The 23,693-nt window shown below is 63.1% G+C and carries 25 protein-coding genes and 1 pseudogene; 6 read left to right on the top strand and 20 right to left on the bottom strand.

The genetic code is table 11. From position 1 onward, the window contains the following. Positions 1-38 precede the first annotated feature (38 nt). The 5 genes from HY26_RS14445 to miaA all read right to left on the bottom strand — a co-directional run bounded on the left by HY26_RS14445 (position 39) and on the right by miaA (position 4,910). Entirely contained in the window at positions 39-695 is a 657-nt protein-coding gene (locus HY26_RS14445) for a hypothetical protein (RefSeq protein WP_034761804.1), read from the bottom strand. After that, complete coding sequence (gene ilvN, locus HY26_RS14440; RefSeq protein WP_034761807.1) at positions 692-1,261, bottom strand: acetolactate synthase small subunit; 570 nt, start codon at positions 1,259-1,261, stop codon at positions 692-694. Before ilvN ends, HY26_RS14445 begins: the two co-directional genes overlap by 4 nt. Further along, positions 1,258-1,956 (bottom strand): hypothetical protein, encoded by a 699-nt coding sequence (locus HY26_RS14435; RefSeq protein WP_146740244.1) that lies wholly within the window; start codon positions 1,954-1,956, stop codon positions 1,258-1,260. The genes ilvN and HY26_RS14435 overlap by 4 nt, the downstream gene beginning before the upstream one ends. A gap of 42 nt (positions 1,957-1,998) precedes the next feature. Then, positions 1,999-3,771, bottom strand: coding sequence for an acetolactate synthase 3 large subunit (locus tag HY26_RS14430; RefSeq protein WP_112073901.1), 1,773 nt, complete (start codon positions 3,769-3,771; stop codon positions 1,999-2,001). Positions 3,772-3,959: 188 nt separating this feature from the next. After that, positions 3,960-4,910 carry a tRNA (adenosine(37)-N6)-dimethylallyltransferase MiaA gene (gene miaA, locus HY26_RS14425; protein ID WP_112073900.1) on the bottom strand — a complete coding sequence of 317 codons (951 nt, stop codon included), beginning with the start codon at positions 4,908-4,910 and terminating at the stop codon, positions 3,960-3,962. 71 nt (positions 4,911-4,981) lie between these two features. Here miaA and serB point away from each other — a divergent pair, with 71 nt between their 5' ends. Together serB and HY26_RS14415 are read left to right on the top strand one after the other, a co-directional pair. Next, on the top strand, positions 4,982-5,866 hold the full coding sequence (gene serB, locus HY26_RS14420; protein ID WP_112073899.1) for a phosphoserine phosphatase SerB: 885 nt from the start codon (positions 4,982-4,984) through the stop codon (positions 5,864-5,866). A gap of 169 nt (positions 5,867-6,035) precedes the next feature. Next, positions 6,036-6,449, top strand: coding sequence for a biopolymer transporter ExbD (locus HY26_RS14415; protein WP_112073898.1), 414 nt, complete (start codon positions 6,036-6,038; stop codon positions 6,447-6,449). A gap of 2 nt (positions 6,450-6,451) precedes the next feature. Here the strand turns inward: HY26_RS14415 and HY26_RS14410 are convergent, their stop codons facing one another. The 4 genes from HY26_RS14410 to hflK form a co-directional block, all read right to left on the bottom strand. Next, positions 6,452-7,903, bottom strand: coding sequence for a Do family serine endopeptidase (locus HY26_RS14410; protein ID WP_112073897.1), 1,452 nt, complete (start codon positions 7,901-7,903; stop codon positions 6,452-6,454). 83 nt (positions 7,904-7,986) lie between these two features. After that, positions 7,987-8,187, bottom strand: coding sequence for a DUF2065 domain-containing protein (locus tag HY26_RS14405; protein WP_034761820.1), 201 nt, complete (start codon positions 8,185-8,187; stop codon positions 7,987-7,989). Between the two features lie 19 nt (positions 8,188-8,206). Next, positions 8,207-9,100, bottom strand: coding sequence for a protease modulator HflC (gene hflC, locus HY26_RS14400; protein ID WP_034761823.1), 894 nt, complete (start codon positions 9,098-9,100; stop codon positions 8,207-8,209). 11 nt (positions 9,101-9,111) lie between these two features. After that, on the bottom strand, positions 9,112-10,215 hold the full coding sequence (hflK, locus tag HY26_RS14395; protein ID WP_034761825.1) for an FtsH protease activity modulator HflK: 1,104 nt from the start codon (positions 10,213-10,215) through the stop codon (positions 9,112-9,114). Between the two features lie 142 nt (positions 10,216-10,357). Between hflK and HY26_RS14390 the strand changes: the two genes are divergently transcribed. After that, entirely contained in the window at positions 10,358-11,521 is a 1,164-nt protein-coding gene (locus tag HY26_RS14390; RefSeq protein ID WP_233351640.1) for an Mrp/NBP35 family ATP-binding protein, read from the top strand. On the opposite strand, the gene HY26_RS14385 is transcribed toward HY26_RS14390, so the two are convergent. From HY26_RS14385 to HY26_RS14370, 4 genes are all read right to left on the bottom strand, one after another. Then, positions 11,518-12,615: a serine hydrolase gene (locus HY26_RS14385; protein ID WP_112073895.1), complete on the bottom strand. Its 1,098-nt coding sequence runs from the start codon at positions 12,613-12,615 to the stop codon at positions 11,518-11,520. The genes HY26_RS14390 and HY26_RS14385 overlap by 4 nt on opposite strands. 29 nt (positions 12,616-12,644) lie before the next feature. Continuing rightward, complete coding sequence (locus HY26_RS14380; RefSeq protein WP_112073894.1) at positions 12,645-13,721, bottom strand: MBL fold metallo-hydrolase; 1,077 nt, start codon at positions 13,719-13,721, stop codon at positions 12,645-12,647. Positions 13,722-13,743: 22 nt separating this feature from the next. Next, a complete protein-coding gene (locus HY26_RS14375; protein ID WP_034761833.1) occupies positions 13,744-14,652 on the bottom strand; it encodes an SMP-30/gluconolactonase/LRE family protein in 909 nt (302 codons plus the stop codon). A 95-nt stretch (positions 14,653-14,747) separates the two neighbouring features. Next, positions 14,748-15,287 (bottom strand): dihydrofolate reductase, encoded by a 540-nt coding sequence (locus tag HY26_RS14370; protein WP_034761835.1) that lies wholly within the window; start codon positions 15,285-15,287, stop codon positions 14,748-14,750. 145 nt (positions 15,288-15,432) lie between these two features. Between HY26_RS14370 and HY26_RS14365 the strand changes: the two genes are divergently transcribed. Further along, positions 15,433-16,104, top strand: a complete 672-nt coding sequence (locus tag HY26_RS14365) for a hypothetical protein (RefSeq protein WP_233351639.1) — start codon at positions 15,433-15,435, stop codon at positions 16,102-16,104. 9 nt (positions 16,105-16,113) lie between these two features. Here HY26_RS14365 and nadS read toward each other — a convergent pair whose 3' ends face one another. From nadS to HY26_RS14345, 4 genes and pseudogenes are all read right to left on the bottom strand, one after another. Then, positions 16,114-16,410 (bottom strand): NadS family protein, encoded by a 297-nt coding sequence (gene nadS, locus HY26_RS14360; RefSeq protein ID WP_034761837.1) that lies wholly within the window; start codon positions 16,408-16,410, stop codon positions 16,114-16,116. Further along, positions 16,407-16,747 (bottom strand): annotated as a pseudogene (locus HY26_RS19440) (type II toxin-antitoxin system RelE/ParE family toxin). The gene nadS and the pseudogene HY26_RS19440 overlap by 4 nt, the downstream one beginning before the upstream one ends. Before the next feature lie 52 nt (positions 16,748-16,799). Then, entirely contained in the window at positions 16,800-17,483 is a 684-nt protein-coding gene (aqpZ, locus tag HY26_RS14350; protein WP_112073893.1) for an aquaporin Z, read from the bottom strand. A gap of 107 nt (positions 17,484-17,590) precedes the next feature. Further along, positions 17,591-18,280: an SOS response-associated peptidase gene (locus tag HY26_RS14345; RefSeq protein ID WP_112073892.1), complete on the bottom strand. Its 690-nt coding sequence runs from the start codon at positions 18,278-18,280 to the stop codon at positions 17,591-17,593. 122 nt (positions 18,281-18,402) lie between these two features. Between HY26_RS14345 and HY26_RS14340 the strand changes: the two genes are divergently transcribed. Next, on the top strand, positions 18,403-18,756 hold the full coding sequence (locus HY26_RS14340) for a carboxymuconolactone decarboxylase family protein (protein ID WP_233348591.1): 354 nt from the start codon (positions 18,403-18,405) through the stop codon (positions 18,754-18,756). Between the two features lie 6 nt (positions 18,757-18,762). Here HY26_RS14340 and HY26_RS14335 read toward each other — a convergent pair whose 3' ends face one another. Next, entirely contained in the window at positions 18,763-19,557 is a 795-nt protein-coding gene (locus HY26_RS14335) for a thymidylate synthase (RefSeq protein WP_112073891.1), read from the bottom strand. A 266-nt stretch (positions 19,558-19,823) separates the two neighbouring features. On the opposite strand from HY26_RS14335, the gene HY26_RS14330 reads away from it, so the two are divergent. Then, the gene (locus tag HY26_RS14330) at positions 19,824-21,353 is read left to right on the top strand and encodes a pilus assembly protein (RefSeq protein WP_158531515.1); all 1,530 of its coding nucleotides are present in this window, start codon (positions 19,824-19,826) and stop codon (positions 21,351-21,353) included. Positions 21,354-21,356: 3 nt separating this feature from the next. Here HY26_RS14330 and recF read toward each other — a convergent pair whose 3' ends face one another. Continuing rightward, positions 21,357-22,472 carry a DNA replication/repair protein RecF gene (gene recF, locus HY26_RS14325; protein WP_034761853.1) on the bottom strand — a complete coding sequence of 372 codons (1,116 nt, stop codon included), beginning with the start codon at positions 22,470-22,472 and terminating at the stop codon, positions 21,357-21,359. 37 nt (positions 22,473-22,509) lie between these two features. Next, positions 22,510-23,631, bottom strand: a complete 1,122-nt coding sequence (gene dnaN, locus HY26_RS14320) for a DNA polymerase III subunit beta (protein ID WP_112073954.1) — start codon at positions 23,629-23,631, stop codon at positions 22,510-22,512. Positions 23,632-23,693: the final 62 nt, after the last annotated feature.

The following is a 23,693-nucleotide window of genomic DNA, read 5'->3' as shown; positions in this document are numbered from 1 at the left end:
GGCTCCGTCGGGGGTTGTTCTGGATAGGGGTTAGGCGGTCAGGGGGCGTTGCAGTCCCAGCCGTCGCTGACATTGGCGACGCCAATGATCAATTCGTTGAGTTTCGCCACATCGTCGCTCTGGCGGATGTGGCGGGAGAAATCGCGTGTCCCGTTCGCGGTCTGCACGCGGCTGACCACGTCGTGGGAGTCGAGCAAGAGAACAGACCGGTGCGATCCGTCCGGATTGACCACGACTTCCATCCGCTCGGCATAGCCGGGCAGGTCGGGCGAGGCGGCCTTCAGCAGGCCAAGGGAAACCTCGGATGCGGCCTCATCCGGCATCAGCGTGTGCAGGTGGCAGACCGGCACATTGTCGGGATCGTCCATGTCCGCCGGGACGGAGCGGGCGTCGAGGATCATCGCGCCCTGCACGTCACTGACGGCATATACGTAGACCGCCCCGCTCAGCGAAACCGCGAGGTCAACGACCTGCACCAGCGGATTACTGACCGGTCCGAAAATCGCGTTCGCCCGGCTCTGGAAGATGGCGGCGCGGTCGACATCGCATGTCAGCTGCGCCTCGCCGGCCTCATCGGCCACAGCGAGGGCGACGCCCGCGATGCGCGGCTGGCAGCTGTCCGGCACCGGCACTTCGGCGAGGGCAGGCGCCGTAAAACAGGCCGCCAGGAAAGGGAGGGCGAAGAGACGTCTCATCCCTTCTCCTTACCACGCTTGATGGAGAGAACGCCCGTACGGCTCACCTCGACGAGGCCGAGCGGCGTCATCAGGTCCACGAACTGGCTGATTTTATCCGACGCGCCGGTGATCTCGAAAATGAAGCTCTCATTCGTCGTATCGATCACATTCGCCCGGAAAATCTGGGCAATACGCAGTGCTTCGACGCGCTTTTCGCCGGTGCCGGCCACTTTCACGAGGGCCAGTTCGCGCTCGATCCCGCGCTTCGACTTGGTGATGTCCACGACTTCGCCGACCGGCACGAGACGCATCAGATGCGCTTCGATCTGTTCCAGGATATGCGGCGTGCCCTGGGTGACGATGGTGATGCGCGACTGGTGGCTGGAGGAATCCACCTCCGCGACCGTCAGGCTGTCGATATTGTAGCCACGGCCGGAGAACAGGCCGACGACACGGGCCAGCACGCCCGGCTCGTTGTCCACCAGCACGGCCAGCGTGCGGCGCTCGACGGCTTCGTCCTCGTGATTGAGGAAGTAAGCGGATTTCGGCCCGTTTGGGGCGGGCGTTCCGGATCCGTCGCTCATTGTACAGTCTCCGGCTGTTCTGGGTGGCGGTTTGAGTTGTCGATGGAGACCCCGGGACGCCGAGTCAAGAGCAGCTGCCTGAGGGACTGAGCGCGTTCGATCGCCTGCTTCTGGTGGGTGCGGGTCTGTCCGTCATACCGTCCGACGACCTGGTTCAACCGGCGCGGGTCGAGATGGGCCTGCAGTTCCGAGACAACGAGGCGGCGGCAGTCGTCAATGAAGTCGGCGCTGTTGTCGCCCGTCGGACCGCCATCGCGGGTGAGAGCTGAAATTTCACAATGAACCCAGACGATTGCGTCCAGGATTGGCGGACGGGAGCCCCGATAGGCGCCATCCTTTTCCGTGCCCTTTTTTTGCTCGTCCAGATTGGGGAAGAACATGCGGCCCCGGTCGATCAGTGCGGTCAGGTTCACCAGCGTTGCCGCTTTGGCCGACTGGAAGGAGCCTTCATTGCCGTGCAGGTGGCGGGTGCGGGCGAGCATGGCCGCCCGTGCCATCGTGTCGATGGCGGCGCTGCCCCAGTCCAGGCTGGAACTGTCGATCGTCTGGCGGAGCTGCTCGGTGCGCAACTGGCGCTGCTTGCGGGTTTCGGCGCGGCTGGCGAGGGCACTGATCACGGCGGCAATGGCGGACAGTACCGTAACCACCGTCCCGACATTGTCGGTCAGCATCTGCCAGATATTGTCTGTGGCCATCACCATCCCCTGAAGCGTCGCCGGTTCCCGGTCTCTCAGAAGTCAGACCAGCTTGCGCCCGGTCTCACCAATCTCGTTACCAGTTATCTGCCCGAGGATCATCTCGTTATGTGCAGAGCCCGACGGGATCATCGGAAGGCAGTTGCCGTCCTTCTCGATCATGCAGTCGAACAGGACCGGGCCCGGATGCTCGATCATTTCCATGATCTTGTCGTCCAGCTGGGCAGGGTCCTCGCAGCGGATGCCATGGGCGCCCATGGCTTCAGCCAGTTTCACGAAGTCCGGAAGGCTTTCCGAGTAGGAGTGCGAATAGCGTTCGCCATGCAGCAATTCCTGCCACTGGCGCACCATGCCCATCCATTCATTGTTGAGGATGAACACTTTCACCGGCAGGCAGAACTGAACCGCCGTGGAGAGTTCCTGCATCATCATCTGGATCGAGGCTTCGCCCGCAATGTCGATGACGAGGGCTTCCGGATGGGCGCACTGCACGCCGACAGCTGCCGGCAGGCCATAACCCATCGTGCCGAGGCCGCCGGATGTCATCCAGTGGTTCGGCTCGTCGAAATGGAAGAACTGCGCCGCCCACATCTGGTGCTGGCCGACCTCGGTCGTGATGAAGGTCTCGCGCTCGCGGGTGAGGGCATAGAGGCGCTCGATCGCGTATTGCGGCTTGATGATCTTGTCCGACGGCTCATAGGCGAAGCAGTCGCGGGCGCGCCAGGCGTCGATCTCGGCCTTCCAGGGTTTCAGGTCCGGTTTCTTGCCCTTGCGGTGCTTCACGGCCGCGATCAGCGCTTCCAGTGCTGCGGCGCAGTCGGCAACGATCGGCACGTCGACCCGGACGATCTTGTTGATCGAGGAAGGGTCGATATCGATGTGGACCTTCTTGGAATTCGGCGAAAAGGCGTCGATCCGGCCGGTCACGCGGTCGTCGAAGCGGGCGCCGACGCAGATCATCAGGTCGCAATCGTGCATCGCATTGTTGGCTTCGTAGCTGCCATGCATGCCCACCATGCCCAGCCAGTCCTTGTGGGAGGCCGGGAAGGCGCCGAGGCCCATCAGGGTGGAGGTGACCGGAATGCCCGTCTCGGCCTGCAGCTTGCGCAGCGCTACGGAGGCTTTCGGGCCGGAATTGATGACGCCGCCGCCGGTGTAGAAAACGGGCCGGCGGGCCATGGCGATCAGCTCGGCGACAGCCTCGATGGCTTCCGGCTGCGGTTCGGTGCGCGGGGCATAGGTCGGCTTGTGGACGCCGTCCTTGCCGGAATAGGTGCCGGTGGCGAACTGGACGTCCTTCGGGATGTCGATGACGACCGGGCCGGGGCGGCCGGACGTTGCGATGTGGAAGGCCTCATGGATGGTACGGGCCAGCTGGTCGACATCGGTGACGAGGTAATTGTGCTTGGCGCAGCTGCGCGTGATGCCGGTCGTGTCGGCTTCCTGGAAGGCGTCCGTGCCGATCAGGTGTGTCGGCACCTGGCCGGAGATGACGACCATCGGGATCGAATCCATCATCGCATCGGTGATCGGGGTGACCATGTTGGTCGCGCCGGGGCCGGAGGTGACCAGCGCCACGCCGCACTTGCCGGTGGAGCGGGCATAGCCTTCGGCGGCATGGCCCGCGCCCTGTTCATGGCGCACCAGGATGTGGCGGATGTCGTCGGCGGCGAACAACGCGTCATAGATCGGCAGGACGGCGCCGCCCGGATACCCAAACATGACCTCTACGCCCTGTTCCCGGAGGGCCGTGATTACGATCTCGGCGCCGGTCATCAGGCGGGTTTCGGTCTTCTGTTTGGTTTTGACGGTCATGACTTGGCTCTGGCGTCTGAGGTTAGAAAGGAAGGTTTTGTCCGGGATGTTTTCTGAAAAGAAAAAGGGCCCCCTTCGGAGACCCTTTTGTGCGCACACCCGCAACCGGTTCTGGCGAACTCCGGCTACGGGTGTCTAAGTACGAGTACCTCTGACATGCGCACGTGCGTTTCCTCCAACGACGGGGGCTAGGAATAATCTGCCTCCATCTCCCTGTCAATCTCCCTGTAGAGGGCAAGAATCACCCGCATGCGATCGCTCATTTCGGTGCCGGGAATTCTCGGCCAGAACGGGAACTGCCTGCCAATCCACGTGAATTGCCTCTTTGCATAGCGCCGCGTGTCGCGCTTGGCGTTCTCGGCGGCGAATTCGGCGCTGATTTCGCCGCGGGCAAAGGCGGCCAGCCACGGCATGCCATGGGCCTTCATCGCTGGCAGTTCGGGGTCGAGCCCCCGTTCGATCAGGGCCCGGGCCTCCGCCATGGCGCCCTGCATCAGCATGCCTTCGAAGCGCCGGTCGATCTTGGCATACAGCTTGGCGCGCGGCGGAGTGAGGGCGAAGCCCATCCATTCCCGGTCCAGTAGGACAGGGGGCTGGCGCTCATTGTGGAAGTCGGTGATCGGACGCCCGGTTGCGAGCCAGATCTCATAGGCCCGGGCGAGGCGCTGCCTGTCGCCGGTGCCGAGGCGTTCGGCGGTTTCCGGGTCGTGCGGCGCAAGCCGGGCGCGCAGCCCCTCGGCACCCTCGGCCTCGGCGATGTCGCGCACTTCGGCGCGGACCTCTTCCGGCACGGGCGGGATGGCCGACAGGCCCTGTGTCAGCGCCAGCAGGTAAAGCCCGGTGCCGCCGACGATCACGGCGCGTTTGTTCTTCTTCTGGAGTACGCGGATCTTGGCGCGAGCCTCCTCCAGCCACTGGCCGGTGGAATAGCGCTCGGCCGCGTTGACGTGGCCGAACAGGTGATGCGGCACGCCCTGCATCTCTTCCTCGTCCGGGCGGGCAGAGATGACTTTCAGGTCCCGGTAAACCTGCATGGAATCGGCATTGATCACCTCCCCGTCGAGCCGCCGGGCGACTTCGATGGCGAGGGCGGTCTTGCCGCTGGCCGTAGGGCCGTGGATCAGGATGGCCGGGTGCATGCCAATAGAGGTAAGGGGTTGTCATCCAAGAGGAAACCCATGATGACGCGGGAAAACCCGGGAATACTGTCATGAGCCTCAGGATTGTCGCCGTCGCCGCCATGGATGCCGCGAAACTGGAAGCGGAAGTCTCGCCAGAACTCGGCCGGGTCGCGCCGTCGCGTTCGCTTGGCAGTGTGGACGGGCTCGTCGCGCTGGAATGGCAGGTGCCGGGCACAGAGGACGAAGCCGCGCGCCTGCGGGCCCGGCTTGCGGAGAAGGGGCACCCCGTCGACACCGCTGTGCTGCCCGCCTCAAGCGGCCGCAAGCGCCTCCTGATCTCGGACATGGATTCCACCATCATCGGGCAGGAATGCCTCGATGAGCTGGCAGATTTCGCGGGCCTGAAAGCCGAGGTTTCCGCCATCACCGAACGCGCCATGCGCGGCGAACTGGACTTTGAAGGCGCGCTCACCACCCGTGTGGCGATGCTGAAAGGCCTCGGCCTCGATGCGCTCGATCACGCTTATTCAGAGCGGATCACGCTGAATCCCGGCGCGAAAACCCTGGTCGAGACGATGAAGGCAGACGGGGCTGAAACTGTCCTGGTTTCAGGCGGTTTCACCTATTTCACCTCCCGCGTCGCTGCGGCTGCCGGCTTCCACACACATCGCGGCAACACGCTGATCGATGATGGCACGGCGTTGACCGGAGAGGTCGGCCGGCCAATTCTGGGCCGCGAAGCAAAACTCGCCGCGCTGGACGAGTTTGCTGCATCCGGCGGCATTCGCCGGGAAGACGTGATCGCGATGGGCGACGGGGCGAATGATCTTGCCATGATCAAGGCGTCCGGCCTCGGCGTCGCCTATCACGCCAAGCCTGTCGTGGCCGCCGAAGCGCATGCCGCGATCGAGCACACAGACCTTCGCGCCGCGCTCTTCTTCCAGGGCTATGAGGCGAAGGAATTCGTCAGCTGAGGTGTTGGATAAGCGGTCCTTCAGACCGTGAACAACACCGTGAATACACCATGTATGGACCATGTATGGTGCGGCCCTGACGTCCAATTTCGGTTCCGGCCGGTATTTATTTGTAACGTCATTACATTACGTGTATGGTCTCCGGAAAATAGAACAGAGGGAGGCCAATATGAGAGGCAGACACCAGACCCGGGCAGGGACAGTGGAGGTGTCACTGACGCCGATGCTGGACGTGGTGTTCATCCTGCTCATTTTCTTCATGGTCACATCGACCTTCACGCAGGAGCAGGCGATCAGGCTGGAGCCGCCCGCCACCGGCACGGGCGCCAGCTCTGGCAAGGCCATGCTGATCCGGATCAGCGAGGATGCCGTAGTCCGCGTCGATGGCCGGACGACCGATATCGGTGCCGTCCTCGCGGCCATAGAACGCAAGAAGGCAGAAACGCCGGACATCCAGATCGCCATCGAAGTTGAGCCAAAGGCAAAATCCGGCCTGGTCACCCTGATCCGCGACGCCGCCTATGATGCGGGGTACACAGAAGGGGTCAGTATCGGAATGGCGCAGTCCGCCGAGGCGATCTGAACCTACTTCGCGAGATCGACGCTGAGGAACTGGTCGAACCAGCCGGCTTCGCCGCGGCGTTTGACGCGGACCAGCAGCGGCTCTGCCGGGGTGGCGCGGGCGGCTTTCACTTTTTCCAGCGTATCGGTGACCGTCGAGACGCGCTCGAAATTGATTTCGATGATCACATCGCCGCGTACCAGTTTGCCATAGGCCGGGCCGCGGGCCGAGACGGAGGTGACGACGACGCCTTCGACGTCTTTCGGCACGCCATAGCGGCGGCGGATATCGTCATCCAGGCTGGAGAGGTCGGCGCCGAGATCGTTGGCGCTGGCGGGCAGGTCCGGCAGCTGGGCGGCGTCTTCATCGGCCTGTTCCTGGAGCTCGCCCATGGTGACGGTGAACGTGCGCGCGCGGCCGTCGCGCACGAGGCGCACAGGCACATCCTTGCCGATCGGTGTGTCGGCGATGACGCGGGTCAGTTCCCGCACGCTGGAGACCGGCTGGCCGTCGAAGGTCAGGATCAGGTCGCCAACTTCCAGTTTCGCCTTGTCGGCCGGGCCGTCATCGGTGATGCGGGTGACGATGACGCCGCCCTTGCCGCTGGCGCGGTAGGCGCGGACAAGGGATTCATCCGCATCCTGAACATTGACGCCCAGCCAGGAGCGGCGGATGCGGCCGGACTTGATCAGTTCGCCAGTGATCCGGTCAACGAGGTTCGACGGCACTGAAAAGCCGATGCCGACGGAGCCGCCGGTCGGCGAGATGATGGCCGTGTTCACGCCGACGACTTCACCGCCGAGATTGAACAGCGGGCCACCGGAATTGCCGCGGTTGATGGCCGCGTCGGTCTGGATGAAATCATCGGAGCGGCCTGCGTTCAGGTCTCTGTTGCGGGCCGAGATGATGCCGGCGGACACAGAGCCGCCAAAGCCGAACGGGTTGCCGATGGCGATCACCCAGTCGCCCACTTCTGCCGCGTCGCTGTCGGCGAAGCTGACAAAGGGCAGGGGCGTGTCGGACTTTACCTTCAGCACGGCGAGGTCCGTATCCTGGTCGCGCCCGACCAGTTCGGCATCCAGCACGCGGCCATTGGCGAAATTCACTTCGATCTCGTCAGCGCCTTCGATGACGTGATTGTTGGTGACGACATAGCCGTCGGCGCTGATCACGAAGCCGGACCCGAGCGAGCCCTCGCGGCGGAAACCGTCATCATCGCGGCCGAAGAAATCGTTGAACCGCTCCATCGGAGACCCTTCCGGGAAGGTCGGCATGCCTTCCGGGGCAACCGTTTTGGACGTGGAAATGTTCACCACGGCCGGCATCAGCCGCTTCGACAGGTCGCGGAAACTTGCCGGGCGGTCTTTCTGGTCGAGGCCCTCGACCGGTCGGGACAGGCTCTGCTGCGCTGCGGCAGGGGCAGCGACCGGAACAGAGACGAGAAGGGCAAGGGCGGCAAGAGCCGGGAATCGCATGTGACTACGGCTTCCTCTGCGGGCGGATCATGGAAGTGATTTTACCGCAGACTATGGCGCTTTGCGGGCAAGGTGCAACAGATTCAGCCCAAGTGAACTGCAAGCCATATCAGCACGATGCCGACCGCGCCGCCGCCCAGGCCTGCCATGGTCAGCTCACGTGTGCTCATCTGCGTCACAAGGACGGCGAGGCGGCGCATGAAGTCGGGGGCGACCGCATAGGCCGCCCCTTCCAGCAGAAACCACATGCCGATACCCGCCAGCAGGATCAGTGGCAGAGACATCGCTGAAAGCTCCCCAAGCTTACTTCGAGTTCTTGCGCGCGGCGGCGATGAACTCGTCGCACAGGCCAAGACTGTCCGGGGCAACCACGATCTGCGTATTGCCCTTCTTCAGCGACTGTTCGCAGGCGATCAGGGCGCGCTGGAAGCGGAAGAATTCCGGATCGCGGCCATAGGCGCTGGCATAGATCTCGTTCCGCTTGGCGTCGCCTTCACCGCGGATCTCTTCTGACCGCTGGTTTGCCTCGGCGAGGATGACCGTCTTGTCGCGATCAGCCTTGGCACGAACCGCCTGGGCCTGCTTGTCGCCATTGGCGCGGATCAGCTCGGCTTCCTGGTTCCGGGCCGCTTCCATGCGGCGGAAGACGCGTTCGGAGACGTCAGCCGGCAGGTCGGCCCGACGGATACGCACATCGATGATGTCGATGCCGCGCCCGGCGATGGAGTCCGACAGGTTTTCGCGGATCTCGTCCATCAGCGTAGCCCGCTGGCCGGAAATGATCTCTTCCGGCAGCTTGTTGGCCAGCGCGTTACGGATGGCCGTGTTCGTGAACTGCGACAGCTGGTTCTCGGCCACGCGCTGCGTCTGCAGGCGCTGGTAGAAGGCGAGGGGATCAGAGATCTGGTAGCGCACGAACGCGTCCACGATCAGCTGTTCCTGGTTTGAGGCCAGCACTTCGATGTTCGGAATGTCGAGGCCGATATTGCGGCGGTCGTATTTGATGACGTTCTGGATGAACGGCATTTTCGCTTTCAGGCCGGCCTGGTTCTGCCCGGGGGCGTTATAGGCGGCCTGTGCCTTACCGACCTGCAGGACGAGCGCCTGTTCGGTCTGGTTGACGATGAAAAAGCTGTTCATGCCGACAATCAGCGCCGCGGCGGCGATGACGAGGGCGAAGATACCAAGTCCACGCATGATGATCGCTCCTATTGGCTGCTGCGGTTGGGGTTGACCGGCAGGTAAGGCACTGCGCCGGAGTCGGAGTCGAGGATCACCTTGTCGGCATTGCCGAGGACCCGCTCCATCGTCTCGAGATACATCCGCTCGCGGGTCACCTGCGGTGCCTTGCGGTATTCGTCGAGGATGGAGGTAAAGCGTGCGGCTTCACCGGTTGAGTTGGCGATCACCTGCTCGCGATAGGCTTCGGCGTTCTGCAGCACCTGCTGGGCCTGGCCTTCAGCACGCGGGATGATGTCGTTGGCGTACTTGTTGGCTTCCTGGATGGCCTTTTCAGCGTCCTGGCCGGCATTGACCACGTCGATGAAGGCCTGGCGCACCTGCGCAGGGGCGGCCGCTTCCTGGATCTCGACGTTCTGCACCTGGATACCGGCGCGATAGTCGTTCATCAGGGCCTGGAGCTGGGTCTTCACCTGTTCGGAGATCGTAGTCCGGCCCGTGGTGATGACATCGTCGAGTTTCGACTTGCCAACCACTTCGCGCATCACGCTCTCGGCGGAGGCTTTCAGCAGCTCGCTGCCGCCATCCACGTTGAGGATGAAGTTTTCCGGATTGGCCGGATCGTAGAACCAGAAGACGCGGAAGCGGACATCGACGATGTTCTCGTCGCCGGTCAGCATCAGGGCTTCGTTGGAGTTGTTGCCGATCTGGGTTTCCTGCTGCTTCTCGGACGGCATGACGACATGCGTCTCGATCGGGGCAGGCAGGTGGAAGTGCAGGCCGGGCGTGAAATTAGTCTGCCACTGGCCGAAACGGAACACAGCGGCGCGCGAGCCTTCGTCGACCACGACGACACCCGTCATCAGCCAAGCTACGAGCGCGATGCCGGCGAGAACAAGGATGCCGAGCGGGCCGAAATTCGGGCCGGACCCGCCGCCACGGCGCCGGCCACCGCCGCCGCCATTGCCGCGATTGCGGAAACGTTCCTGCATCCGGCGCATCTGATCCTCGAGGTCACCGCCTCCGCTGCCGCCGGATGGGCGTTTCCAGGGAGAGTTGCCATCGTCCCCCCCTTTGTCGCCGCCACCGCCGCCCCACGGGCCGCTACCTTTTGTTTTATCATCCCAGGGCATGGCCCCTCCTGTTGCGCGTGTTCGCTTCCATATAGGTGCTTTGCTAATAGATGCATGCCCTTTTCGGGGCATCAAGGGATAGAGGGTCGCGGTCATGTTCGGTTCTAAGGGGAAAACCCGGCAAAAACAGGCGGATGCTGTCATGAAAGCGCTTGGCAGCCCGGCCTGGCTGGAGTCAGTCAGCGTGGACGAGAACGGTCGGGCCGTGCTGGTGATCGAGGCCGATCCGGCCGATACGGCGGCCGCAGAGGCCCTGCGGATGGAAGCCGAAGGCAAGGCAGGCCTCGTTCCGGGCATCGAAAAGGTCACCACGGTGCTGACAGCCGTGCGTCATAATCACAGCCACAACCCTGCGCCGGTGGCACCGAAAGGCCAGCCAAAAGGAAGGACCGAGCTGCTGAATCTCACCCCATCGCCGCGCCGGGTGCAGAAAGGCGCCCGCCTGTCGGATGAGGCAATGCAGCAGGGCGCGCCCCAGCGCCAGCAGGGGAGCGTCGCGAAAATCCCCGGCATCTCCCGCATCCTCGTCGTCGCCAGCGCCAAGGGCGGGGTGGGCAAGTCGACCGTTGCGGTGAACCTCGCCGCCGCCCTCGCCAAGACCGGCATGAAGGTCGGCCTGCTGGACGCAGACATCTATGGCCCCTCCATCCCCACCATGCTGGGCACGCAGGGGGCTGAGCCGAAGGGCTCGAAGAACAAGAAGCTGATCCCGGTCGAGGCGCACGGGATGAAGACGCTCTCCATCGGCTATCTGTCAGACCCGGATGCGCCGATGATCTGGCGCGGGCCGATCGTCATGTCGGCGATCACGCAGATGCTGAACGATGCCGAATGGGGCACGCCGGAAGACCCGCTGGACGTGCTGGTGATCGACACGCCGCCGGGCACGGGCGACGCGCAGCTGACCATCGCACAGAAAGTACCGGTGACCGCCGCGCTGATCGTGACAACGCCGCAGGAAGTCGCCCTTGCAGACGTGCGCCGCGGCGCGGCCATGTTCACCAAGACCGCCGTGCCCGTGATCGGCCTGGTCGAAACGATGAGCTATTTCCAGGACCCGGCGGGCCAGAAGCATTACCTGATGGGCCATGGCGGCGGCAAACGCATGGCCGATGCGCTGGGGCTGCCCCTGCTGGCGGAAGTGCCGATGCTGCAGGCCATCCGCGAGGGCGGCGATGCAGGCGTGCCCGCGGCCATCGGCGACGAGGAAACGGCCAAAGCCTTCCATGAGCTGGCCCGCAAGGTCGCCATCGGCCTCGACAAGCTTGAAACCAAGGCGCCGCCGGAAATCGTGTTCGAGGATTAGTTCTCGCCGCCGAAATGCTCTGCGGCCAGCGTCGCTGCGAGGCCGATCATGTTTTCATAGCCGGCCGTATTGTTGTTCAGGATGACGATCACGCCGTTTTCTTCCGGCACCAGCATGATCAGGCTGAGATACCCGATCAGGCGGCCATTATAATAGGTGACGCCAACGCTCTGGTCGTCCGTGACGGGGAGGTCCGCCACGCTCCAGGCCATGGGCGTGTCGGCGTTGAAGGCTTCTGCGGCGGCAGCGTCTGAATAGATCTCGCCATCGATGACGGCGTGTCCCCAGGCGTTCAGGTCATCCGCGGTCGAGACCATGGAGGCCGTGCCGCGGAACAGGACCGGGTTCACGACGGGGATGGCTTCGTAAGTGCGGTCATCATTCTTCAGGTAGTTTACGGCGAGGCCGTCTGTGTCCCGGTAGAGCTGGCCGGTCGCAGTCATACCAAGCGGGCCCAGGATTTGCGTCTGCAGACAGGTCTCGTAATCCATGCCGGAATAGCGGTCGATAATGAGCGCCAGAAGATAGTAATTTACGTTCGAATACAGATAATCGCTGCCGGGGGCGAATTTCAGGTCCAGCCCTTCAAGCGCCTCCATAAAGGACGCATCCGTGAAGGCGCGCTTCACATCATTGTCGAACCAGCCGGGGATATCGATGTAATGCGGAATGCCTGACCGGTTCTGCAGCAGCTGGCGCAGCGTAACCTCGCCCGCATACGGCACATCGAATTCGGGCAGAAGTTCAGCCAGCGTCTGGTCCAGCCCGAGCTTTCCCTCATCCACCAGCTTCAGCACCAGCGCCGCCGTGAAGCTCTTGGTCATGGAGGCGATTGGGAAACGGGTTTCGGGCGTGACGTCCACAGCGTCCGCTATCGGGGACGCATTCACGGCTTCGCGCAGAAGGATGTCGTCCCCCTTGCTGACAAGCAGCGTGCCGGAGAAGGCCAACTCGTCGAGCAGGGTGGAAAGCGCGTCCGTATTTGCTGCTTCGGCGCTATGCGTCGCGGCAGGCGTGTCAGGGGTTGGGCGTTCGGCAGTGCAGCCGCACGCCAGCAGGGCTGCGGCAAGCGCCGCGATCAGGCTTTGTTTCATGACGGCCGCAGGTAAGGAGCGTTGACAACCTAGTCCAGCCGCTTGCGCTCAATTTTGCTTGATCCGGCCGGCAGGACGAAGGCCATGCCGTCTTCGCCCATGACGATGGGGCCGTCGAAGGCTTTCTTCGTGCCTTTCAGGAAGGCAGGGTAAAGAATGCGGCTCGGCTGGGCGGGCACGATATGGGTGAAGACCAGAAGACCGGCGCCGGCTTCGCTTGCCACTTCCGCCGCCTGCACGGGGCTGGTGTGATAGTCCGGAATGTCGTGCATGATCTTTTCGAGCCGTTTGGCACCGAGCGTGTCCAACCGGCCGGCGATCGCGCCCACCATCTCGTCATTCAGGGCCTCGTGGACCAGGACATCTGTGGTGCGGGCGAGATCGATCAGGGCCTGGTCTTTCTTCGTGTCGCCCGAAATCGTGACCGAACGGCCCTTGTAGTCAAACCGGTAGGCGACCGCCGGATGCACCGGGCTGTGGTCCACCGGCACGGCGGTGATGGTGAGGCCGTCCCGCTCATAGACGCGCACCGCGCCGCCATCGGTGGCGAAAGGAAAGGCCTCCGCGCCCGCACCGGAGGGCGGCACGACATCCGCGCCGTGATGGGCGATCCGGTAGATCGCATCCTGTGCGTAGGCCTCGTTGAAGCCGGCTGCGACACGTTCCACGCCTTCCGGACCGTAGAGGGCAAGCGGCGTGTCGGCCCCGCCGGCGGCCCAGTGCTGCAGCATCACTTCGCCAAGGCCGTCGATATGGTCGGAATGGAAATGCGTCAGGAAGGCTGCTTCCACCCGGCCCCAGGGCAGGGCAAGCTCGCCGAACCTCCGGCCGGACCCCGCGCCCGCATCGACGATGAAGACGCGGTTGCCCGCTGTGACGACCGTCATCGGACCGGCCCGCTTCGCATCCGGCAGGGGGGAGCCGGTGCCGACCAGAACGACCATCAGGCCGTCAGGCACACCAGAAAGTGCGCTCCTGCCGACATTCTTCTTCAGCGCGGAACTGAAGACCGCCTCTCCGATCTGCACACTGAAGACTGTGCGGGCAACGGCCCCGGCCACAAGCAACAGCGCCAGGATAACAAGAACCGGCTTCAGAAATCGCATTGTTGTCCCCCTGCCTGATGGATCAGGCGTTGAAGTTGAGCTTCAGGCCGGGTTCCGGCCAGCGGCACTTGATCAGGTTTCCGGTTCCCGACAGCGTGATGTAGGCATCGCGCATGTCGTCCCCGCCGAAGGCGATATTGGTGACGAGGATGTCCGGAAAGGCGATATGGCTGAACTCGCCCTCGGGCGTGATCGTCGTGATGCCGCCGTTCAGGATGGTTGCCACACAGACATTTCCCGCAGCGGTCATGCCGAGGCTGTCGAAATATTGCAGACCCGGCATGGTCGCCACGACCCGCCCGCCATTGAAAGGCGTGGCCGGCTTGATGACGCCGGGGCTCTCCAGGTCGAACGCCCACATGCGGCCGGTCATCGTATCTGCCATGAAGACCGTCTTCTCGTCGGGCGAAAGGCCGACGCCATTCGGGCTGGAATAGTGGTAGTCCAGTTCCTTTGCGGCGCTTGCGCCATTGGCGAGGAAGTACAGACCGCCGAAATCGCGGTGGCGGTCATAGGTCTTGCCGTGGTCGGTGAAATACATGTTGCCGTCTTTGTCGAAGACGAGGTCGTTCGGACCTTTCAACGGTTTGCCGTCGACTTCTTCGATCACGCGCTCGACCTTGCCGGTAGACAGGTCCACGCGCTCGATGCGGCCGCCATCATAGTCCGGTGGGCAGTTGCCGGGGATCAGCATGCCGTCCTGCTCGTGATAGATGAAGCCGCCATTGTTGCAGACCCAGAGTGCGCCGTCCGGTCCGATGGCCAGGCCGTTGGGGCCGCCGCCGGGCGTCGCGATCACTTCGGTCTTGCCGCCGTCCCAGCAGCGCGTGATGCACTTCTTCTCGATCTCCACCACGATGATGGAGCCGTCAGCCATGACGACGGGGCCTTCCGGAAAGCGCAGGCCGCTGGCGATTGTTTCAAATTCCATGTTTTTCCTCCCATAGATGGAGGTCACCCTAGGCGCGACCGGGCGAAACTGCAATCTGGCAGTTAGGGTGTCAATACTTTTTGCGTGCGGCCCTGTCAGGCGCGCGGCGCGGTGGCTACCTGACGATCCATCCGGACAATGGAGAAGGCGTGATCGTTCCCATTCCCGGCCGGATAGGTGGCAAGCGTTTCGCTGGACCAATCCTTCGCGTGCAGCTCCGGGAAATGGACATCGCCGTCGGGGCTGGCGTCGACTTCGGTCATGAAGATGCGGTCCACATAGGGCAGGGCGAGATCATAGATCGTAGCGCCGCCGATGACGAAGACGCAGCCGGCGCCCTGCCGTGCGGCCACGGCGCGAGCCGCATTGATGGCGGCCGGAAAGCTGGAATAGACCCGCGCGCCGGGGGCGCTATAGGTCCAGTCACGCGTCATCACGATGTTCTCGCGGCCCTTCAGCGGGCGTACCGGCAGGCTTTCCCAGGTCTTGCGGCCCATCAGGATGGGGCAGCCCATCGTCACCTTCTTGAAGAAGGTCAGATCGTCTTTCAGGCGCCATGGCAGGTCGCCCTCATTTCCGATCACATTGTTCTTGCCGCGGGCGGCAATAAGGCAGACGTTCAGACTGTCCGGCATGGGGGCAACACCTTTGTTGCTGATTTCCTGTCGGGGTGACGGGGGCAGCCCCGTGCAGGTGATGTAGTGGCCATTACACCCGGGTAATGACAAGACTTGCAACTCAGTGGCGTCTGCCAATAATGCCAGTCAGCCGGGGAGCTTCGTGATTAATACTTTGATTTCAGTGCTTACCAATGGGCACGCAGAGCAGCTGCTGCCTGCGCTTCTGGCGCTGGCGCTGACATTCGGGGCAATCTGGTACCTCCAGGGTCGCTTCTGGGCGATCATCTATGTCGCCCTGATTCCCTTCCTGAACTGGTCGTTCGGGGTCATTCCGGAGTTCCAGGTCGTCACCCCGCATACGAGTGAGATGTTCCCGCACGGGGTCTCGCTGCACCCGATGACGATGGTGACCGGCATGGTGTTCGTGGTGCGCGATTTCGTGCAGCGCGAGATGCACCACCGCGTGCTGATCGTGATGGCGCTCGCGGTGGGCTGGTCGTTCTACTATGCTTGGCCCGTGATCGCGCTGGCCAGCGGCGTCGCCTTCGCCATTTCCGAAGGCGTGGACTGGCTGATGTTCACCTTCACCAAGTACCGCCTGTCGACGCGGATCCTGCTGTCCAGCCTGTTCGCGGCGCCGGTGGACACGACCGTCTTCCTCTATGGCGCAGACCTCGCCAAGCAGATCGAGCTCGGCGCCGAGCTCGGCAACTCGCTCCATGTCTGGAACTGGATCGTTTTCGTCATCGGCAAGATGGTCGGCGCGGTCATCGTGTCCGCCGTGATCCGGCGGCGCGAAGATCTTGGCCTGACCAATCCTGCCGAATTGTGAGGGGGCCTTTCAGCCCGCGCGCAGTTCTTCCTGCACGATGGACGGCCGCTTCTCGATCAGCGCCAGCAGCACGCGGGCGGGGCCTTCGGGGCGCCTGCGGCCCTGTTCCCAGCCGCGAACCGTTCCGACCGCCACGCCAATGCTGCGCGCGAACTCCGCTTGAGATAGGCCAGAGCGTGTCCGGATGGCGGTGACATCCGGTTCCGGTACGTCGATCTGATGTACGCGGGCGCCGGTTTTCTCACCCTTGGCATGGGCAAGGGCGTCTTCGAGGCCTTTCCGGATGCTGTCATAGGCTTTGGTCATTTGCCGCCTCCATAGGTTTGCGCGATCAGGTCGCACAACTTGATTAAGTCCGCCTGTTCCTTGCGGGACAGGTTTGCCTTCTCGTTCTTCGCAAACACCGTCGGCAGGAACAGCGGCATGTCAGGTGCCCGGAAAAGTGGAGTACGCGATAGCCGCCACTCTTTCCGCCACCTTGCCTGGCCATGCGGACTTTTCTGAGCCCGCCACCCAGAGACACGCCAGCCTCCGGGTTCAGGGCCAGATGCGAAACCAGATCTTCCCGGTCCTTGTCCGTCAGACCGATGTCAGCCGCCCGGCGCAAGAATTCGGGCGTTTCGACAACGGTCTGATGAGCCATATTCTGCCTCGTATATGAACGTCATTGACGTATAAGTCAATGACGCACACCTTTAATCCTCGCTGACGGTGAGGTTCAGCGTGGCGAGGAAACCAGCGAGGCCGGCGCCGATCAGCGGGGCCACGATGAACAGCCAGAGCTGGGTTAACGCTTCGGCGCCCACGAACACGGCCGGGCCGAAGCTGCGCGCCGGGTTCACCGACACGCCCGTCACCTGGATGCCCGCAATGTGGATCATGGCCAGTGTCAGGCCGATGGAGATACCGGCAAAGCCTGCGGGGGCGTTCTTCGCGGTCGAGCCGAGAATGACCACCAGGAACAGGAAGGTCGCCACGACTTCGAAGACGAAACCTGCCGCGAGGCTGTAGCCGCCGGGTGAGCCGGCATCATAGCCGTTCTGGCCGAGGCCGTTGACAGCGATGTCATAGCCCGGCTTGCCGCTGGCGAGCATGTAGAGCACGCCGGCTGCGATCAGGGCGCCGACGAACTGGGCCGCCCAGTAGAGGAACATGTCCTTCATGCCGAGGCGCCCGGCGACAAAGGCACCGAAGCTGACCGCCGGATTGATGTGACAGCCCGAAATCGGCCCGATGCCATAGGCCATGGCCACGATGGACAGACCGAAGGCGAGTGCAATGCCCAGCTGGCCGACAAACTCGCCCGCCAGCACGGCTGCGCCGCACCCGAACAGGACCAGCGTGAACGTGCCGATGAGTTCCGCGATAAAGATTTTCATTGGGTACCCTCCCAGATAGTCCCCGGGTTCTCCCCGGTGGATCGTCTAAGAGTGATCGAATTCGCTTTATGCGGCAATCGGTTGCGCGTTCCGGGAGAAACCGCTGGTCAGACTTCCTCGATGAGCTGCGGGCCCTGATTACGGACATTGCCGACCGCTGCGCCGACGGGCCAGGCGTGCATGGCATCGGTGGGGAAGGGCTCGAACAGGTCTTCCACCTCTTTCGTCGAGGCGGTCAGCCAGCGGGTATAGTCCTGCGAGTCCAGGATCACCGGCATGCGTGTGTGCAGCCCGGCCATCAGATCGTTTGGCCTGGTCGTGATTATGGTGAAGCTGTCCAGTTCCGACCCATCGATCATGGCCCGGTCCCAGAGCCCCGCAAAGCAGAACCAGCGCCGGTTGCGCAGACCGATGGCAAAAGGTGTCTTGCTGCCTTTTGGTCCGGTCCATTCATAGAAGCCGCTCGCCGGGATGAGGCAGCGCCGGTGGCGGAACGATCCGCGAAACGTGTTCGATTCCTGCAGGCCTTCGGCGCGGGCATTGAAGGTGGAGAATTTCTTCTCCTTCAGCGGCTGGTGCCACCAGCTGGGCACAAGGCCCCACATGGCGGGCGCCATCTGCACCGTACCCGCCGCCTGTGCCTCGCCCTCCGGCGTCAGGCGGATGATGGGCACGTATTGCGTCGGCGCGATATTATAGGCCGGCTCGGGCGGCTCCACGCCTGCCGGCGGGATCAGCGACAGGGCCGCGTGATACTCCGCCCAGGTGACGCCATGCCTGAAAAACCGTCCGCACATTGAGCCAGCGTAGAGGCCAGCGCGCCCCCTGCCAATCGCGATCTCTCTATCCGGTTAAACCCTTATTGAAGGGGAGACTTTATACCGCCAGCTAGACACCAGCACAAACGACAGGAGCGATCATGAGCATGGGTACCAAGGACTATGCCGCCATTACCGGTTCCATCAATGAAGGCATCAAGGGCCTGCGCGAGACCGGCGCGGTGGAAACGCTGAACCAGTTTGCCGCCATGTCGAAAGCCGCCCTGTCCGATGGCGCGCTCGACAAGAAGATGAAGGAACTGATCGCGCTCTCCATCGGGGTCGCGACGCATTGCGATGGCTGTATCGGCTTTCACACCAAGGCGCTGAAGCGTCTCGGCGCGACGGACGAGGAAGTGGCTGAAGCGCTCGGCATGACCGTCTATATGGGCGGTGGCCCAAGCCTCATGTACGCCGCCGACGCCTGGAACGCCTGGCAGGCCCTGAAGGACTAGTCTCGTTTAGACAGCCACCGGCGCCTTGATGTGGGCGTGGGCCTGGTAGTTCTCGAGCTGGAAGTCTTCATACTCCCAGCCGAACAGGTCCGTCTTGTCCGGGGTCATGCGCATGGTCGGCAGGGGCAGGGGCTGGCGCGAGAGCTGAAGCTCGGCCTGCTCGACATGGTTCAGGTAGAGGTGCGCATCGCCGAACGTATGGATGAACTCACCGGGCTTCAGGCCCGTGGCGCGCGCCATCATCATGGTCAGCAGCGCGTAGGAGGCGATATTGAACGGCACGCCGAGGAAGATGTCGGCCGAGCGCTGGTAGAGCTGGCAGTTCAGCTTGCCGTCCATGACATTGAACTGGAAAAGGCAGTGGCAAGGCGGCAGGGCCATCTCGTTCACGTCTGCAGGGTTCCAGGCTGACACGATCAGGCGGCGCGAATTCGGATTGGTCTTGATTTCGTCCAGCACCCACTGGATCTGGTCGATCGTGCGCCCGTCCGGCGCGGCCCAGCTGCGCCACTGCTTGCCGTAGACGGGGCCAAGGTCGCCATTCTCGTCGGCCCACTCATCCCAGATCGAGACCTTGTTGTCCTTCAGGTACTTGATGTTGGTATCGCCCTTCAGGAACCACAGAAGCTCGATGATGATCGAGCGCAGGTGCAGCTTCTTGGTCGTGACCATCGGGAAGCCGTCTTCGAGATTGAAGCGCATCTGGCGGCCGAACACCGCCCGCGTGCCGGTCCCGGTCCGGTCGCCCCGCTCAAAGCCATTTTCGAGCGCATCGCGCAGAAGATCGAGATACTGTTGCATGGATCCGGCTCCTCAGCTTCTCAGGGCATTTCATCTGGCCAGCTTCTCTGGCGTGTCACAAACGACCCGTTTCTAGCGCGATTCCTTTTTGCGCGCCTCCCTCGTCGGGCATTGAACGAAGCGGCGGGACCGGGCGACCCACAAAAGTTAATGCAGTTATACCTGCCCGACAGAAATTCGATCCTCGGGTAGAACGGTAGCGCAACTCAAAGTGTGCATTCTGCAGGATGATTCCGGGTGGCGGAGCTGGGAAAATGCTTTCTCGAATGAAGACTGTTCAGCAACTAGTGCAGCGGTATCGTCAGGATACGCGCGGCAATATCATGGTGCTGATGGCACTGATTATCGTGGCGATCATGGGCCTGGCCGGGTTCGCCATCGATTTGCGGTTCACGATCTCCCAAAAGGAGAAGGTCCAGTACGCCATGGATTCCGCCGTGCTTGCGGGAGCCCTGGAACGCCAGAAAGGCAAGACCGACGAAGAGGTGAAGGCGGAAGTCCGCAATTATGCCAACTCGTTGATCGGCATGCAGGGCGGCGGCATGACCTGTACGGGCATTGGCGTGGTGCTCGATGATGTCAGTGAAGACATCACAGCCAACATCACCTGTACGCAGCCGACATTTATTTCGCAGATCCTCGGCCAGGACCATCTGGATTTCAGCGTGTCGACCACGTCGACCTATTCGGTCGGCAAAGTGGACGTGGCCTTCGTGTTCGACGTCTCGGGCTCGATGAACAGCTATAACCGCCTGTCGCTTCTGAAGACGGCGGCCAATGCCGCCTTCGACACCCTGCTGCCGGACGACATGCCGGACGACAAGACGATCCGTATCGCGGTCACCACCTACAACAATTCCGTCAATGCCGGATCCTACATCAATGCGGTGACCGACGGTGTGTCCCTGCCGGCAGATGCTTCGAACCTCGCCGCTTCTGCCAATTTCAATTCTTACAATGGCAAGCGGATGTACGATTCCGCGACCGGCAAGCGTTTCTTCTACTACCAGACCGGTACCTGCCTCGATTATGGGTCTTGTGATCAGAATTCCAACTGGGACTGGGATCCGGCGCGGCGCTACTATTCAGATGTGTCGGTTACGTCCAGCTGCGTCTATGAGCGCACCGGCAGCCAGGCCGACACCGATGTCGCGCCCGGCTCACTCGCCTGGATCGGCGCGGCGAACCCGGAATGGTATTTCAGCTACAATGACCGGAACAAATACCGGGGCTGGCAGGAGGTCGCCTATGGCGGTGCCAATTCCAATACCGGCGCGTTCCGTAACAACTATGCCACCTGCCGCGATTCCGGCCCGGTACCGTTGACGGACAACAAGGCTGCGCTCAAGGCGCATGTGAACAGCCTGACGGCAGGCGGCGGTACGGCCGGCCATCTCGGCATTGCGTGGGGCTGGTATCTCATCTCGCCGAACTGGTCATCGATCTGGCCGGTGGAGTCCAAGCCGTGGAACTATGACGAGGTAAACGCCACCAAGGCCCTCATCCTGATGACCGATGGTGACTTCAACTCGCAGCACTTCTCTGCGTCCAAAGGCTCTTTCCAGCAATCCATGGACCTCTGTGACCAGATGAAGGCTTCGCCGTCCAAGGTGACGATCTACACGGTCGGCTTCCAGGTGCCGGATTCGGTACAGAAAACCGGCGACGGGCGGACGATTCTCGAATACTGCGCCACCAGCCCGGCCTTCGCCTATTCGGCGGCCGACGGGGATGAGCTGTTGCAGGTTTACAAGGAAATCGCCCAGTCGATCGCCGACCTGCGCATCAAGCAGTAAGCCCTAGTCGTCAAAGGTGACCGTACCGTCCTGCACGTGCAGGGCCTGGGCGCGGTCGCCGAAACTGTCGAACAGGAATTTCTCCGTGCCGGTCAGCCAGGCCTGGCCGCCGAGGGCGCAGATCTCATCGAACAGGGCGGCGCGCCGATCAGGATCGAGATGCGCGGCGGCCTCATCCAGCAGCAGCAGGGGCGGCGGCCCGTCGCGCTCGGCTTTCAGCGCGGTGGCGGAGGCGAGGATCAGACCGATCAGCAACGCTTTCTGCTGCCCGGTGGAGGCATCCTTGGCGGGTGCTCCGGTCGGGCGGTGAATAACGGCGAGGTCTGAGCGGTGCGGGCCTTCCAGCGTGCGCCCGGCGGCCATGTCACGCCGGCGGGATGTGCGCCAGGTCTCGGCCAGCATTTCGAAAATGAATTTGAAATCCTCGCCGCGCATGGCGGCCTCTTCGGCCTTGCCTTCGAGGGAAACATCCGCCTTCGGAAAATGCCCCTCCGGGCGGGCTTCGATCGCGGCCTGCAGGGACTCCAGGACATGCGCGCGGTTGATGGCGATCTCGGCCCCGCTTTCGGCGAGGCGCGTCTCGATCGCATCGGCCCAGGCCGGGTCGACATGGCCGCGCTCCAGCAGGGCATTGCGTTCGCGCATCGCGCGCTCATACCGGCTCGAGGCGCTGGCATGCGACGGCGTATGGGCCAGAACGAGCCGGTCATAGAAGCGCCGCCGGTCGCTGGCGCTGCCGCGGAAGACGCCGTCCATGTTCGGGGTCAGCCAGACGATGCGGACGATCTCTGCCAGTTCCGTTGCCGTCGACGGCGCGCCGTCGAGCCGCACGATCCGCTTCGATCCGCCGCCAGATGTGTCCAGCGTCACGCCGATCCTGTGCTCGTCGGCGAGTGTCGCGGCAACGGTCCAGCTTCCGGCTGAGCCGGATCGCGCCATGTCGGGCAGGGTGGAGGAACGAAGCCCCCGGCCCGGTCCAAGCTGGCTGACGGCTTCCAGCAGATTGGTCTTGCCTGCGCCATTGGCGCCATAGAGGCAGACATGCCGGCCATCCAGCGGCAGGGTCAGGGACTCATAATTGCGGAAGTCCGTAAGCGACAGTCTCGTAAGTGCGGTCATGTCGTCATGCGGGCTCTGCGCCGCCTGGCCTCCTGGATCAGACGCGCAGTGGCATCAGCACGTAGCGGGCGGAGTCGTCGGACGGGTCCAGGACGAGGGCAGGGGAGGCCGGGTCATTGAACATGAATTCGGCATCCGGCGCTTCGATCTGGCCGGCAATGTCGAGCAGGTATTTCGCGTTGAAGCCGATCTCCATCGGCTCGTCGCCATACTCGGCTTCGAGTTCCTCGTTTCCGACACCGGTTTCGGCATGGTTCACCGCCAGCACCAGCTTGCCGTCCGACAGGGACAGTTTCACCGAGCGCGAGCGCTCCGCCGAGACGGTGGACACGCGGTCGACAGCGGCTTCGAAGGCCTTGTTGTCGATCGACAGCCTGCGCGTGTTGCCCTTCGGGATCACGCGGGCATAGTCCGGGAACGCACCATCGATCAGTTTTGAGGTCAGCGTCGCGCGGCCGGCGCGGACGATGATCTTGGTGTCGGAGACTTCGACATCGACCGGACCGTCCAGACCATCGATCAGGCGGCGGGCTTCGCCCACGGCCTTGCGCGGCACGATCACGCCTTCCAGCCCGGCAGAGCCTTCCGGCGCCTTCGTGTCGGCAAGCGCCAGGCGGTGCCCGTCGGTTGCGACAGCACGCAGCACCGGCTTGCCGTCGGCATCGTCAGTGGCATGCAGGAAGACACCGTTCAGGTAATAGCGCGTTTCCTCGGTCGAGATCGCGAAACGGGTCTTGTCGATCAAGCGGGCCAGGTCCTTGGCGTCCAGCGCGAACTTGATGGCGCTGTCGTCGGTGGTCATGGTCTGGAAATCGGAAGCCGGCAGGGTCGGCAGTTCGAAATGGGAGCGGCCGGCCTGGATGGACAGGCGCTGGTTTTCCGGTTGCAGCTCAAGCTCGACCTCGGCGCCGGCAGGCAGTTTGCGGACGACGTCGAACAGGGTGCCGGCCGGGGCCGTCACCGCGCCTTCGCTGGCCACCTTGGCCGGGGCGCTGTCGACCGCTTCGATGTCGAGGTCCGTCGCGGTGAGGCGAAGCTCGCCGCCGGACGCCTGAAGCAGCACGTTGGACAGGATCGGAATCGTGTTGCGCCGCTCGACCACGTTCTGCACGTGAGAGAGCGCATTGAGGAGGTCGCCGCGTTCGATCGTCAGTTTCATCGTGTTTCCGTCCATCCCGGACAGCGCTGCCGCTGTCCGTTAAACCCTGTTGCGTCTGCCTG

The organism is Hyphomonas sp. GM-8P (assembly GCF_003263315.1).
Taxonomy (GTDB): Bacteria; Pseudomonadota; Alphaproteobacteria; order Caulobacterales; family Hyphomonadaceae; genus Hyphomonas.
Note: the sequence above shows the minus strand (reverse complement) of the source record. Positions and strands in the feature narration are given on the sequence as shown.

Excerpts from the sequence above, each read along its gene's own strand:
- HY26_RS14445 (WP_034761804.1), bottom strand. The coding sequence starts at position 695 with ATGAGACGTCTCTTCGCCCTCCCTTTCCTGGCGGCCTGTTTTACGGCG.
- ilvN (WP_034761807.1), bottom strand. The coding sequence starts at position 1,261 with ATGAGCGACGGATCCGGAACGCCCGCCCCAAACGGGCCGAAATCCGCT.
- HY26_RS14435 (WP_146740244.1), bottom strand. The coding sequence starts at position 1,956 with ATGGCCACAGACAATATCTGGCAGATGCTGACCGACAATGTCGGGACG.
- HY26_RS14430 (WP_112073901.1), bottom strand. The coding sequence starts at position 3,771 with ATGACCGTCAAAACCAAACAGAAGACCGAAACCCGCCTGATGACCGGC.
- miaA (WP_112073900.1), bottom strand. The coding sequence starts at position 4,910 with ATGCACCCGGCCATCCTGATCCACGGCCCTACGGCCAGCGGCAAGACC.
- serB (WP_112073899.1), top strand. The coding sequence starts at position 4,982 with ATGAGCCTCAGGATTGTCGCCGTCGCCGCCATGGATGCCGCGAAACTG.
- HY26_RS14415 (WP_112073898.1), top strand. The coding sequence starts at position 6,036 with ATGAGAGGCAGACACCAGACCCGGGCAGGGACAGTGGAGGTGTCACTG.
- HY26_RS14410 (WP_112073897.1), bottom strand. The coding sequence starts at position 7,903 with ATGCGATTCCCGGCTCTTGCCGCCCTTGCCCTTCTCGTCTCTGTTCCG.
- HY26_RS14405 (WP_034761820.1), bottom strand. The coding sequence starts at position 8,187 with ATGTCTCTGCCACTGATCCTGCTGGCGGGTATCGGCATGTGGTTTCTG.
- hflC (WP_034761823.1), bottom strand. The coding sequence starts at position 9,100 with ATGCGTGGACTTGGTATCTTCGCCCTCGTCATCGCCGCCGCGGCGCTG.
- hflK (WP_034761825.1), bottom strand. The coding sequence starts at position 10,215 with ATGCCCTGGGATGATAAAACAAAAGGTAGCGGCCCGTGGGGCGGCGGT.
- HY26_RS14390 (WP_233351640.1), top strand. The coding sequence starts at position 10,358 with ATGAAAGCGCTTGGCAGCCCGGCCTGGCTGGAGTCAGTCAGCGTGGAC.
- HY26_RS14385 (WP_112073895.1), bottom strand. The coding sequence starts at position 12,615 with ATGAAACAAAGCCTGATCGCGGCGCTTGCCGCAGCCCTGCTGGCGTGC.
- HY26_RS14380 (WP_112073894.1), bottom strand. The coding sequence starts at position 13,721 with ATGCGATTTCTGAAGCCGGTTCTTGTTATCCTGGCGCTGTTGCTTGTG.
- HY26_RS14375 (WP_034761833.1), bottom strand. The coding sequence starts at position 14,652 with ATGGAATTTGAAACAATCGCCAGCGGCCTGCGCTTTCCGGAAGGCCCC.
- HY26_RS14370 (WP_034761835.1), bottom strand. The coding sequence starts at position 15,287 with ATGCCGGACAGTCTGAACGTCTGCCTTATTGCCGCCCGCGGCAAGAAC.
- nadS (WP_034761837.1), bottom strand. The coding sequence starts at position 16,410 with ATGACCAAAGCCTATGACAGCATCCGGAAAGGCCTCGAAGACGCCCTT.
- aqpZ (WP_112073893.1), bottom strand. The coding sequence starts at position 17,483 with ATGAAAATCTTTATCGCGGAACTCATCGGCACGTTCACGCTGGTCCTG.
- HY26_RS14345 (WP_112073892.1), bottom strand. The coding sequence starts at position 18,280 with ATGTGCGGACGGTTTTTCAGGCATGGCGTCACCTGGGCGGAGTATCAC.
- HY26_RS14340 (WP_233348591.1), top strand. The coding sequence starts at position 18,403 with ATGAGCATGGGTACCAAGGACTATGCCGCCATTACCGGTTCCATCAAT.
- HY26_RS14335 (WP_112073891.1), bottom strand. The coding sequence starts at position 19,557 with ATGCAACAGTATCTCGATCTTCTGCGCGATGCGCTCGAAAATGGCTTT.
- HY26_RS14330 (WP_158531515.1), top strand. The coding sequence starts at position 19,824 with ATGAAGACTGTTCAGCAACTAGTGCAGCGGTATCGTCAGGATACGCGC.
- recF (WP_034761853.1), bottom strand. The coding sequence starts at position 22,472 with ATGACCGCACTTACGAGACTGTCGCTTACGGACTTCCGCAATTATGAG.
- dnaN (WP_112073954.1), bottom strand. The coding sequence starts at position 23,631 with ATGAAACTGACGATCGAACGCGGCGACCTCCTCAATGCGCTCTCTCAC.